Here is a 13058-nt window from a genome sequence, read left to right as displayed (position 1 = left end):
TTACTGGCCGCTATCGATGATCGATTGCATTTCCGATTGCGCACTCGAAAACGCGCCGTCGACGTCGTCGCCGAAGATCGCGGCGTTGGTGAAGCTGGCCCATGGCCCGTTGGCGCTGTTGATCAGGTCGTTGAACTGCAACGTATAGGGGGTCTTGGCCACACCGATTGCCTTCAGGCCGACCTGCATGCGTGGATCGAGGCCCTCAAGCACCTTGTCGGCGATATCGCCGCGCGTTGGCAGGCTGCCATACTTCGCCATGATCTTCTGGCCGTCCATCGAATACACATATTCGAGGAACTCCTTCACCGCGTCGATCTTCTTCGTGCCCTTGGTGATGACGAAGTTGTCGCCGCCGGCAAAGGACGAAGGCTTCCCGTCGACGCCAGGAATGAGGGTCACGCCAAAGTTGATATCGGGATGCTCGGTCACCAGCGTGCCGATGGCAAAGGCGCCAAGGCTCTGCTGGCCGATCTTGCCGTTGGTGAAGGTCAGGAAGTTCGCGCCGTTGTCGCTGGCGGCTCCCGCCGGCACGAGGTCCTTCTTGACCATGTTGCGGTAGATATCGACGGCCTTGCGCATCTGCGGCGTATCGAGCGTCGCCGTCTTGCTGTCGGCCGACAGGATATCGGCACCCGCACCCCAGACAAGTGGCGTGAATGTGAAGATCATGCAGCCGCCGCAGCCGCCGCCGGAGAAATAGAAGCCGTAGGTGTCCTCACTCAGCGCCCGGATCTTCTCGGCATTGGCGGTAATTTCGTCCCAATTCACCGGTGCCTTTTCCGGGTCGAGACCGGCCTTCTTGTAGAGATCCTTGTTCCAGGCAAAGACGGAGGTCTCGACCGACAGCGGCAGGCCGTAGATCCGGTCCTGATAGGTGCCGAGGCGAACATGCGATGGCGAAAGCGAGTTGAAATAGGGCAGGGATTTTGCCCAATCCGTCAGATCTTCGAGCTGACCGGCCGCGGCAAAGGCCGGATTATAGATCAGATCCATCGACAGCGCGTCCGGCGCCTGTCCGCCGGCGATTGCAGTCGCATATTTCTGCACGAGCTCGGAGAACGGCACTTCGGTCATCACGACCTTGTTCTCGTGACCGGAATTATAGGCTTCGACGACCTTCTTGAAGGCGTCGCCGATCCCCGTGCGCACCCACATTTCGACATTTTCGGCAGCCGACGCGGCCGACACCAGACATAAGGTAGCGATGCTGGTCGCCGCCAATAGACGCTTGATCATGACACTCCTCCCGATATGGCGCATCTCCTCGCGCCTTTGCTCATTCTCTTGGTCTCATTCCTTGGGGACTTTACCCCCGCATGACTGCCGGACGATCAGCCGGCACGGCAATTTCCTCACTCCCGGTTCGACAGGCCGTCCTTCCGCAAGCGCAAGCACCGTCAATCCGGCTTGCCGCCCGAGCTCCTTCAGTTCCATGTCCACCGTCGTCAGCGGCGGCCGCGTCTGGGCCGCGACAATCTCCCAATTGTCGAAGCCGATGACCGAGACGTCCTGCGGCACCTTGACACCGCGCTCGCGCAACGCATCCACCGCACCGCGGGCGATCTGGTCATTGCCGCAGAAGAGCGCATCCGGTTTTTCTCCCGGTCTCTTCCAAAGCTGCTCGACCGCCTCATGCCCCCAGCTTTCCGCCCAGACGCCGTAGAGCACCGGCTCGCGGTGACCTCCCACCTCGTGATAGGCGCCGGCACGCTCCCGCACCGAGAAGAACTCCTGCGGCCCGGTGATGTGCGCAATCCGCCGCCGTCCGATCTTCACGAGCCATTCCACCGCCAGCCGCGCACCCTGTTCGTCGTCCGACCGGAAGGTGACGCTGTTCTGCGTCCCCTCCGTGAATGCGTAGACGACAGGCACATGCAAATTCGACAGATCGACAGGCAGGCGCCGATCCAGGCGTTTTCCCGTCGCGATAATGCCGTCGACCTGTTTGTCCAGCATCGCGTCGACGTGGATCTGGGCGAGCGCCGGATCGTCTTCGATGGCGCACAGGAAGACCGAAACGCCGTGATCGACGAGTGCGTCCGAGATACCCGCCATGACAGGCAGCGTGAAACGGCCGTAAGTGTCGTTCGTCAGCAGCCCGATGGTGAAGCTGCGCTTGCTGAGAAGACCTCTCGCCAGCGCGTTCGGCCGGTATCCGATCTCGGCGGCTATCCGTTTCACCCGTTCGCGCGTTTCCGACCCCATCCGACCCGTATCATTGAGAGCCTTCGACGCCGTCGAGATGCTCACCGCGGCAGCCGCCGCCACCTCGTGGATGGTGATCCTGCCTCTTTTTCCTCCCGATATGTTCAGAACGTCCTCCTTCTGAAGTGATCTGAGAAAAGCTTTTACCAATCTCTATGTCAAGTGAGAAAAGGTTTTCTCACGCGACCCCAAGGCTCGGATCGTCAACGCAGTTTGCGGGAGGGGCAAGCGCGGGGAAAGATCGATGCGCATCGGTCAGGCCGATTGCGATGTGTCATCGGTGTTGAGACCAAGCGTGGAGCGGATGATCTTGGACGGGCAAGGGAGGTCTGCTGCGGCGTCTTGCGGGAGCAAGACCGATCGCTGTCAGAGCCTCCAGTGGAGGCCCTGAATTACGGTTCGAACCGAGCGATCATCGAAAAATCAGGCGACGTGTCTTGCGAGCGCGCAACGCGACCAGAGCGAATGCAGCGCCTCGACCAGATGGGCGATATCGGCGTCGGAATGCAGCGGCGTCGGCGTGATGCGCAGGCGCTCCGTCTTCTTCGGCACTGTCGGATAGTTGATCGGCTGAACGTAGACGCCGCAATTGTCGAGCAGCAGATCGGAGATCCACTTGCACTTGGCCGCATCGCCGACCAGCACCGGCACGATATGGCTCGGATTGGGCATATGCGGAATGCCACGCTGGTCGAGCAGTGCTCTCAGCTTGCGGACACGGTCCTGATGGCGGGCGCGCTCGAACTGGCTGACCTTCAGGTGCTGGATCGAGGCAACCGCGCCGGCAGCAAGTGCCGGCGGCAGCGCCGTGGTGAAGATGAAGCCGGAGGCAAACGAGCGGATGAAATCGCAAAGCGCCGTCGAAGCGGCGATATAGCCGCCCATCACCCCGAAAGCCTTGCCGAGCGTGCCCTCGATCACGGTCAGCCGGTCCATCAGCCCTTCGCGCTCGGCGATGCCGCCGCCGCGCGGGCCGTACATGCCGACGCCATGCACTTCGTCGAGATAGGTCATCGCGCCATATTTGTCGGCGAGGTCGCAGATCTCCTTGATCGGGGCGATATCGCCGTCCATCGAATAGACGCTCTCGAAGGCGATCAGCTTCGGCGCCTTCGGATCGGCGGCCTTGAGCTTGGCTTCGAGATCGGCCACGTCATTGTGCTTCCAGATCACCTTGTCGCACTTGGCATAACGGATGCCCTCGATCATCGAGGCATGGTTCAGCGCGTCGGAGAAGATGATCAGGCCGGGGATCTTGGCGCCGAGCGTGCCAAGTGCTGCCCAGTTGGAAATATAGCCCGACGTGAAGATCAAGGCTGCTTCCTTGCCGTGCAGATCGGCAAGTTCACGCTCGAGCATGACGTGATGGTGGTTGGTACCAGAAATATTCCGGGTGCCTCCCGCACCCGCGCCACAGTGGTCGATGGCGTTCTTCATCGCCTCGATCACCTTCGGATGCTGGCCCATGCCGAGATAGTCGTTGGAGCACCAGACCGTGACTTCCTTTTGGCCATCCGCGGTGTAACGCGTCGCGCGGGGAAAATTGCCGCGGTGACGCTCGAGATCGGCAAAAACGCGGTAACGGCCCTCGGTATGAAGCCCGTCCAGCTCGTTTTTGAAAAACGCTTCGAAATCCATCATATGCTCCAGTATCGCGCGGATGTTCTTGATGACCGGACGTCCGCGCGTCAACCCTTGCACTTTGCTTTAACATCAACTGCGGCAAAATGCGCAGAGTTTTGAATGATTCCAGATAAAGAATATGCGAGCCGCGATCAACGAAATTGATGTGGCAAGCATAATGGAAATTCGCGAAACCGCGAAGCTGGCGACAACATCCTGTATCGAAAAAAATCAGCGCAGCGGTGGACAACCCTTTCTTCCGACATAGTTTTCGGTCTAGCCTGACAAAAAACAAAAAGGGACGGCCTTTGCCCGTTGGGCAACAACCTCGGAGAGAAAAAATGAAGAAAGTTGTCATACTCGCATTGATCGGCCTGTCGATCGCAAGCTGCACACCGACGCAGCAGGGCGCCGGCATCGGCGCTGCATCAGGTGCCGTCATCGGCGGCGCAGTCACCGGCAACGTCCGTGGCGCGGCAGTCGGCGCCGCTATCGGCGGCGTGTCCGGCGCCCTCATCGGCAGCGTCGCCGAACAGCCCGGCCAGTGCTACTATCGCGATCGTTACGGCCGCCGCTACATCGATACCTGCCCGCGCTGAGAACGTTCAGGAACCGGCAGATTCAGGAAATCCCGGACACAGTTCCGGGATTTTTTGTGCTAAATTAGTGCGTTGGCAATTTAAAATGGTACACCCCGCGCGATTTTGTCGCTAAGCTGTTCACGGCTGGGCAACGAAGCTTCATAGTAGGCGTAACCAAAAGCGGCGGATGCGGATTAGAGGGACAGGTCCGAAAACAGGTACTGCGTATCGGCGAACAGGCACCATGATGGTGGTCGCAGCGGCAGCTGCGTTCTCACCGGTCCTGATCGGCGACGCTTACGCCTTCAAGCTTTTCGGCATCACCATTTTCGGCAAAGAGGAAGACGAAGGCGAACAGGTGCCCGATCCGGTGCGCTACCAGGTCGACCTCAAAGCCGATACCGCCGATCCCGACCTCAAAGAAGCGCTGGAAAACAGTTCCCGTCTCGTCAGCGACCAGAAGCTGCCGGTTTCCGGCGATCTCGGCATCGTCGTCAAGGCGCGCGACGACCGTGAGCGGCTGATCGCCACTCTGTATGAAAAGGCCCGTTATGGCGGCCTGGTGACGATCACCATCGACGGCAAGAATATCGACGACCTGCCACCCAATCCGACATTCGACCGGTCAGGGCCGATCCCCGTCACCGTCGACATTGCTCCCGGCCCTGTTTTCAAGGTCAGGGAGGTCCAGTTCGGCGGCGATGCCGCAAACCATAATCCCGCCGATTACGATCTCGCCCCGGGCGCTGAGGCCGGCTCGCTCGCCATCATCAAGGCCGGCGACAGAATAGTCGAACAATTGAAGAGCGAGGGCCGGCCCTTCGCGAAGTTGACCGAACGCAAGGTCGTTGCCGATCACAACAGCGATACCGTCGATATCGTCCTTGCTGCCGAGGGCGGTCCCGTCGCCCCGATCGGCGATGTCGGCGTCACCGGCGAAAAGACCGTCAAGCCGGCTTTCATCCAGCGTTATTCCCGGCTGAACAAGGGCGAGGCCTATTCCCCGGAAACGCTGAAGAAGGCCGGCGAGCGCCTTCGCGCCCTCGGCGTCTTTTCGAGTGTCACCATCCACGAAGGCGATGCGCTGGCATCCGATGGCACGCTGCCGATGACGATCGAGGTTTCCGAAGGCAAGAGGCGCTACTTCGGCGTCGGCGCGCAATATTCCACCACCGACGGCTTCGGTGTCCAGGGCTATTGGGGCCACCGCAATCTTTTTGGCGAAGCCGAAACGCTGAGGATCGAGGGAGCGGTCTCCAGGCTTGGCGAAACGACGGATGTCGGCAGCCTCGACTATTCCGCCGGCATTCTCTTCACCAAGCCCGGCGCCTTCTTCCCCGCCGCCACCCTGAAGGCCGGCATCGTCGCCAAGACCGAAAATCCGGATGCCTATAACGCGACGCTCGTCACCGCCTCGCTCGGCCTTTCCTACGAACTGACCGATCAGGACACCGTCTCAGCGAGCGGCGAGGTCAGCTGGGAGCGCGATGACGACGCCTTCGGCACGAACGACTATCTGACTTTCACGTTGCCGATTCAATATGATCGCGACGCACGCGACGACAAGTTCAATCCGACGGAGGGCTACCGCGCGACGCTCTCGGCAAAGCCTGGCTACGAAATTTTCAACGCCACGCCCTATGCGGCATTCGAGGGCTCGATCTCCGGCTACCTGCCGTTCGGCCAGGAAGACGGTGTGGTGCTTGCCGGCAAGGTTGCAGCCGGCGTCCTGATCGGCGGCGATAGCATTGGGGATATCCCCGCCACCCAGCGCTTCTTTGCCGGCGGCGGCGGCTCCGTGCGCGGATATAGCTATCAGGAAATCTCGCCCTATAACGACAATGGAGACCCCACCGGCGGCCGCTCCTATGTGACCGGTTCGCTGGAGGCCCGCATCAAGATCACCGATACGATCGGCATCGTGCCCTTCATCGATGTCGGCACCGTATCGGACAGCACCTTTCCGGGTTTTTCCGATATCCGCGCCGGCGCCGGCGCCGGAATACGATATGCAACGCCTTTCGGCCCGCTGCGGCTTGATTTTGCCATGCCGCTGAACAAGTACGAAGATGGCACAGATTATGGAATCTACGCCGGCATCGGCCAATCCTTCTAGGATTGCCGATTCTGCTCGTGTTTTCCGATCTGTGAGCCGTCATGAAAACGGGGTAGTGTCCGCGCCGATGCAAACGCTGACAAAAATCGTCAACTGGATCGTACGGCTCACCGGCTATGTCGTCGGCGCCACGTTGATTCTCGCGGTCGTAGCACTGGCGATCTTCGGCTTCACCAGTTTTGGCGCCCGCATCGTCACCGAAAGGATAGCCTCCACGCTGTCCAATCGCGACATGACGATCGAGGTTCGCGAACCGCAAGGCCTTTTGACCGGCGGACTTCGCGCCGCCGAGATCTCCATCTCCGACACCAGGGGCGTCTTTGCGGAAATTCATGGCGTCGCGATCGACTGGAATCCGCTTGCGCTGCTGACCGGAACCTTCCATGCCAAACGCTTCGAGATCGAAGCGATCAACGTGCTGCGCAAGCCGGTACGCACCCTGCCCTCGCGGCCCCAAGCTGAAAATTCCGGCGGATTCAGCCTTCCGATCAAAGTCGATGTAGACCGCATCGCGCTGCCCGATATCAAACTTGCCGCACCGCTTGCCGGTCGCGCCTTTGCGCTCGCCGCCGAAGGCAGCCTTTCAGCAAACGCCGATGGCGGCGAGGCCATCGTCAATGTCAGCCGTCACGCGGTTCCGAATGCGCGGCTTGCCGCCGACATCGCTTTTGCGCCCGCCGAAAACCGGCTGCGGCTGAAGGCGCAGCTGTCCGAGCCGAAGGGCGGGCTGCTCGCGGGCTTTCTCGGCCTGCCGGACAGCCCGGCTGTCAACATCGATCTCGACGGCCAAGGGCCGATATCCGATTGGAAAGGCAAATTGCAGGCTGCCCTCGACGGGCAGCAACGCGCCGCAATCGAAGCCCGGCATCAGATTACGGAAGACGGGCTGCACCACCTCGACCTCAAGGGCGGCGGTGACCTGAGCTCGCTGCTTCCATCGGCATTCCGGCCGCTTTTTGCCGGCCAGACCAATATCGATCTTGCCGCCACCTTCGACAATCACGGCAAGATCGATATCCAGACCGGCAATATCGCCACCGGCAGCGTGGTGATCGCCGCCTCGGGCACCCTCGATCCGGCCGGCAACAACAGCCTGAACGCCAATCTGCTCGGCACGTCGGGCCCTGTCGATTTCCGCTGGCCGCTCGCCGAAGGCGAAGCGCGCTTCCTCATATCGGGCCTCAACCTGGCACTGACAGGCGATGCGCAGGCGGCCCGACTGAACGTCAGCGGCTCGCTCGACGCCGCAACCCTTCCGCAGGCCAATATCGGCAACGTCAAGCTGACGGCGAAGAGCGACGCCTTCAATCTCGCAGCGCGTTCCGGCAGCATCCAGCTGCGCCTCGTTGCCGGCGACGCGACCTTTGCCGAGCCGAACCTCAATCGTGCGGTCCAAGGCCCGATCACCATCGCCTCGCCCTTGCAGATCTCGCCCTCCGGCATCGGCTTCAACGGCACCACCGTCGAAAGCGCCAATATCAACGGCGGCCTCAACGGTTCCTATCGGCTGACAGACCAAGCGCTGACCGGCAACCTCAAGCTCACCATCAACCCGGCAGCCCTGCCGGCTGCGGCAACAGACAGGTTCGACGGACCGATCTCGCTCGAGAGCCAGGTGGTCGGCACCATCCCGTCGAAATTCGCGCTGTCCAACCTCGTCCTGAAGTCCGGCACGCTCGAAGCCGCCGGCAACGTCGCGCTCGACGGCGGGATCTTGAACGCAGATCTCTCCGGCCGGTTGCCTGACATCGGCAAGCTCATCCCCGGGGCCAGCGGCGGGGCGGGTTATGCATTGAGAGTGGGAGGTGAGCTCCCGGCAATCTCCGTCACGGCCAATCTCAAGGCGCCCAGCCTTGAAATGGCCGACCGCGTGCTCGGCAATCTCAATATCGACCTGTCGGGTCTCGCCGATCCCAAGGCCCCGCAGGGCAGGATCGCCGCCACCGGCACGATTGACGGCCAGCCGATCGGCATCAACGGCGACATCCGCACGCAGGACGGCAAGACGAGCATTCCGGCGCTGACCGCCGACATCGGTGGCAACCGGCTGACCGGCAATGTGGAATTCTCGTCCTCCCTTGAGCCGACAGGCGCGCTGACCTTCGATTTCCCCACTATCGGCCTGCTCGCCGCACTCGGCGGACAGAAGGCTGAAGGCGATCTCAAAGGGTCGCTCGGCGTCAGCAGCGATGGCGGCAGGATTGCGCTCAAGCTGCTTGCGACCGGCGGCTCGATCCGCCGTGATACGCTTGCGATCGTCAAGCCGGATATCGATGTCACGGTCAGTGATCTCAAAGCCCTTGCGGCAAACGGCACGGTCAAGGCCGAGGAGGTGAGTGCCGGAACGAACAGGCTCGCCGGCCTTTCGCTCGATTTTACCAAGCAGCAAGACCATACCGATTTCGATCTCGATGCTGCCTATGACGGCAATCCCGTGCTGGCCGCCGGCAATATCGAAGCGGCCGGCGGCACGATGCACCTGAACTTTGATCGCTTCTCGGCAAGCCCCCGCAATATCCCGATCGAGCTTGCCGCACCGACCCAGGTCGCCATCGGCGGCGGTACCGCCAGCCTGAACGGACTGACCCTGAAGACCGGCACCGGTTCGGTGACCGTCACCGGTTCCGCCGGCGAAACGCTGAAGATCGATGCAGACATCCGCGAGCTGCCGGCAGCGCTTGCCAACGGTTTCGTGCCGAACCTGTCAGCCGGCGGCACGATCTCCGGAACCATTGCCGTGACCGGAACGCCGGCAGCACCCGTCGCCGACTTCAAGCTCGACTGGAAGGATGCGACGACGGGCCAGACCAAGGGGGCGGGTCTGCTACCGATCGGCATCACCGCCGTCGGCAAATTTGCCGACAACAAGCTCGATTTCGACACGACGGTCGGCAGCACTGACGGCCTGTCGCTGAAAGCCGCCGGCAATGTCGCACTCGCCGACCCGAAGGCACCGGTGCTTGATGTCAACGCCGATATCCTCAATCTGCCTGCCCGCATCGCCAACGGTTTCGTTGCCGATCTTGCCGCCGAAGGCACGATTACGGGAAAACTGGCGGCATCCGGCTCCCTCGCCAATCCCACCGCAAATTTCGATCTCGACTGGAAAAGTGCGGCGACGAGCCAGACGAAGCGTGCCGGCCTTGCCGAGCTCGCCGTCAAGGCATCCGGCAAATTCGCCGACAACAAGCTCGATTTCGACACGGTGATCGGCGGCGCCAACAGCCTCTCGCTGAAGGCAAACGGCAATGTCGCCATCACAGGCGCGACGCTCGGCAACGTCGCGGTCGACGCCGCACTGGCGAATGTTCCGGCAAATATCGCAAACAGCTTCGTCGCCGATCTCGCCGCCGAAGGCGCGGTCTCCGGAACGATCTCGGCCAGCGGATCGCTCTCCGCCCCGCGTGCCGATTTCGATCTCAATTGGAAAGACGCTGCGACGAGCCACACGAAACGTGCCGGCCTTGCCGCGCTCGGCGTGACTGCATCAGGAAAACTTGCGGATAACAAGCTCGATTTCGACACGGGGATCGTCGGCGCCAACAGCCTCTCGCTGACAGCAAACGGCAATGTCGCCATCACGGGCACGACAATCGGCAACGTCAAGGTCGATGCGGCGCTGGCAAACATCCCGGCAAACATTGCAAACAGCTTCGTCGCCGATCTCGCCGCCGAAGGCGCGATCTCCGGAAAGATCTCGGCCGCCGGGTCGCTTTCCGCCCCCACTGCCGATTTCGATCTCAATTGGAAAGATGCTGCAACGAGCCACACGAAACGTGCCGGCCTTGCCGCGATCGGCGTGACAGCATCGGGAAAATTTGCCGAAAACAAGCTTGATTTCAACGCGGCAGTCAGCGGCGACAAAGAGCTCTCGCTGAAGGCCAAGGGCAATGTCGCATTGGCCGGAAATACGATCGACAGCATCAAGCTCGATGCCGAAATCATAAAGCTTCCGGCCAGTCTGGCAAATGCCTTCGTTCCCGAACTGGCGGCCGGCGGCACGATATCAGGCACCATGTCCGCCGCCGGGACAGCCACCGCACCGAAAGCCGACTTCAAGCTCGACTGGACGGATGCTGCAACCAGCCAGACGCGAAGCGCTCATCTCTCAGGCCTGGCACTTGCCGCATCCGGACGCTTTGCCGACAACCGGCTCGACTTCGATGCCAATCTCGCCGGCCAGGGCGGCCTTTCGCTGAAGGCCGCCGGCAACGTCGCGATTTCAGGCACGTCGGTTCGCAACCTTGACGTCAAGGCCGATCTTGCCAACCTGCCTGCAGGCCTCGCCAACAGCTTCGTCCCGGGTCTTGCCGCCGAAGGCACCGTCTCGGGGACGGCATCCGCTTCTGGCGCGCTTCCGAAGCCGGCGGTCGACTTCAAGCTCGACTGGAAGAACGCCGCGACCGCCCAGACCAAGAGCAGCGGCCTTTCTGGCCTGAGTGCTGCGGCTTCCGGCAAGTTCGTCAATGACAGGGTCGATTTCGACGCCAATCTCGCCGGCAAGGACGGCGTGCTGGCCAAGGCGACGGGCGGCGTGACGATCGCCGGAACGGCCATCCGGGACCTTTCGATCAATGCCGATATTCCGGCGCTGCCGGCAAATATCGCAAATGCCTTCGTTCCTGGTCTCGGCGCCGAAGGCACGCTTTCGGCAAACGCCGTGACGTCGGGAACCCCGGCAAATCCGATCGTCGATTTCAAGCTGAACTGGAAAGATGCCGCGACCAGCCACACCAAGGCTGCCGGCCTCTCCCGCCTTGCGTTGGCGGCGACGGGAAAATACGCCGGTGACAGGCTGGATTTCGATGCCGCCCTCAACGGCGGTGGCGGCATTGCGCTGAAAGCAGCCGGCAAACTTTCGATCGCAGGCACCTCGATCCGCTCGGTCGACGTCACGGCGAACGCCACCAATGTTCCGGCCGGCATCGCCAACGGCTTCGTTCCCGGCCTTGCCGCCGAAGGCGCAGTCTCGGCAACCGCAAAGGCCACCGGCGCGCTGTCGGCGCCCTCCGTCGACTTCAAGGTCGACTGGAAGAACGCAGCGACGAGCCAGACAAAAGGTGCCGGCCTTTCGCCGTTCAGCATCGGCGCATCAGGCAAACTTGCCGAAAACAGGCTGACGGTCGACACCAGCCTTGCCGGTGACGCTGGCATGTCGCTTAAGGGCGGCGGCAGCGTCGTCATCACCGGCGCTCGCGCCATCGACATGCGCTTCACAGGCAATCTTCCTTTCGCCGTGCTTGGCGCCCCGCTTGCGCAACAGGGCTTTGTCGCGGACGGCGTCGCCACCGTCAACCTGCAGATCAGCGGAACGGCCGCAGCACCCGTCATCAACGGCACTGTCTCGACCAATGGCGCAAAGCTGGTCGACGTCCGGCGCAATCTGGCCGTCAACAATCTGACGGCGACCGTGACCTTCAATGGCAACCAGGCCGTGATATCGCGCCTCAGCGGCAGCCTTGGCGGCGGCGGCACGATTTCTGTGAGCGGCACCATCGGCATTCAGCCGGCCGGAGGCTTTCCCGCCGACATTTCGATCAAACTCGACAAGGCGGTCTATGTCGATGGAACCCTTGTCGTCTCCACCGTCAACGGCACACTCGGCCTGCGCGGTCCGATCACCAATGCGACGCTGAGCGGCAAGTTGCGGCTGGACAAGACCTCGATCACCGTCCCGGAAAAACTGCCGACCTCGCTGAGAGAAATCGACATCCGCCATAAGAATGCGCCGCGCGCGGTGCTTGCGCAGTTGCGCGATGACGGCGAGCGTAAACCCGGCGAGAAATCCTCGGTGATCACGCTGGATCTCGAAATCGACGCGCCCTCGCATATCTTCGTGCGCGGCCGCGGCATCGATGCCGAGCTTGGCGGCCTGGTAACGATCCGCGGAACGGCGGCAGCGCCCATCGTCACCGGCGGGTTCACCATGCGACGCGGCCGCCTGACCATTCTGAACCGCCGCCTCGATTTCTCCGACAAGAGCAGGATAACCTTCGTCGGCGATCTGACGCCGGCGCTTGATATGGAAGCGACCTCGGCCTCCGGCTCGACGACGCTGACCGTCGACGTTGCGGGCCTTGCCACCGATCCCGCGATCACCTTCTCCTCCTCGCCCGAACTGCCGCAGGACGAAGTGCTGGCGCAGCTGATCTTCGGCCAGTCGATGTCGAAGCTCTCGCCGGTGCAGATCGCCCAGCTCGCCGACGCCGTCAGTCAGCTGGCCGGCAACCGCTCGACATCGCTTTTCGAAGGCCTGCGCAACCAACTCGGCGTCGACGATTTCGACGTCAGCACCGATTCCAAGGGCCAGACGAGCGTCAGCGTCGGCCGCTATCTCAACGACCGCACCTATTTCGAATTGCAGCAGGGCGGTTCGGCCGGCGCCAAGGCGGTGATCAACCTCGATGTCGGCCGCGGCGTCAAGCTGCGCGGAGGGGCCGGTGGCAACGGTGAGGGCGAAGCCGGGATTGTCTACGAACGGGAATACTGATGCATCTCGCCCGAAGCTGTGCAGCGGCTTTGGACCGACG

The 13058-nt window shown here is 62.0% G+C and carries 6 protein-coding genes; 3 read left to right on the top strand and 3 right to left on the bottom strand.

Annotated elements, in window-relative coordinates:
* The 3 genes from HFO71_RS15940 to hemA form a co-directional block, all read right to left on the bottom strand.
* Nucleotides 1–1239 (bottom strand): ABC transporter substrate-binding protein, encoded by a 1239-nt coding sequence (locus tag HFO71_RS15940; protein WP_077977796.1) that lies wholly within the window; start codon nt 1237–1239, stop codon nt 1–3.
* A 54-nt stretch (nt 1240–1293) separates the two neighbouring features.
* On the bottom strand, nt 1294–2271 hold the full coding sequence (locus tag HFO71_RS15935) for a LacI family DNA-binding transcriptional regulator (RefSeq protein WP_077977797.1): 978 nt from the start codon (nt 2269–2271) through the stop codon (nt 1294–1296).
* Between the two features lie 360 nt (nt 2272–2631).
* Nucleotides 2632–3846 carry a 5-aminolevulinate synthase gene (gene hemA, locus HFO71_RS15930; protein ID WP_077978071.1) on the bottom strand — a complete coding sequence of 405 codons (1215 nt, stop codon included), beginning with the start codon at nt 3844–3846 and terminating at the stop codon, nt 2632–2634.
* Nucleotides 3847–4172: 326 nt separating this feature from the next.
* Here hemA and HFO71_RS15925 point away from each other — a divergent pair, with 326 nt between their 5' ends.
* From HFO71_RS15925 to HFO71_RS15915, 3 genes are all read left to right on the top strand, one after another.
* The gene (locus HFO71_RS15925) at nt 4173–4430 is read left to right on the top strand and encodes a YMGG-like glycine zipper-containing protein (RefSeq protein WP_065281468.1); all 258 of its coding nucleotides are present in this window, start codon (nt 4173–4175) and stop codon (nt 4428–4430) included.
* Between the two features lie 169 nt (nt 4431–4599).
* A complete protein-coding gene (locus HFO71_RS15920) occupies nt 4600–6528 on the top strand; it encodes an autotransporter assembly complex protein TamA (protein WP_183594563.1) in 1929 nt (642 codons plus the stop codon).
* A gap of 67 nt (nt 6529–6595) precedes the next feature.
* Entirely contained in the window at nt 6596–13018 is a 6423-nt protein-coding gene (locus HFO71_RS15915) for a translocation/assembly module TamB domain-containing protein (protein ID WP_077977799.1), read from the top strand.
* Nucleotides 13019–13058: the final 40 nt, after the last annotated feature.

It is taken from the genome of Rhizobium laguerreae (assembly GCF_019778565.1).
GTDB classification, from domain to species: domain Bacteria; phylum Pseudomonadota; class Alphaproteobacteria; order Rhizobiales; family Rhizobiaceae; genus Rhizobium; species Rhizobium laguerreae.
The sequence above is the reverse complement of the archived record's forward strand: the minus strand, read 5'-3'. Positions and strand labels throughout refer to the sequence as shown.

Coding starts and splice junctions, on each gene's coding strand:
- HFO71_RS15925 (WP_065281468.1), top strand. CDS start 4,173: ATGAAGAAAGTTGTCATACTCGCATTGATCGGCCTGTCGATCGCAAGC.
- HFO71_RS15915 (WP_077977799.1), top strand. CDS start 6,596: ATGCAAACGCTGACAAAAATCGTCAACTGGATCGTACGGCTCACCGGC.
- HFO71_RS15940 (WP_077977796.1), bottom strand. CDS start 1,239: ATGATCAAGCGTCTATTGGCGGCGACCAGCATCGCTACCTTATGTCTG.
- hemA (WP_077978071.1), bottom strand. CDS start 3,846: ATGGATTTCGAAGCGTTTTTCAAAAACGAGCTGGACGGGCTTCATACC.
- HFO71_RS15920 (WP_183594563.1), top strand. CDS start 4,600: ATGCGGATTAGAGGGACAGGTCCGAAAACAGGTACTGCGTATCGGCGA.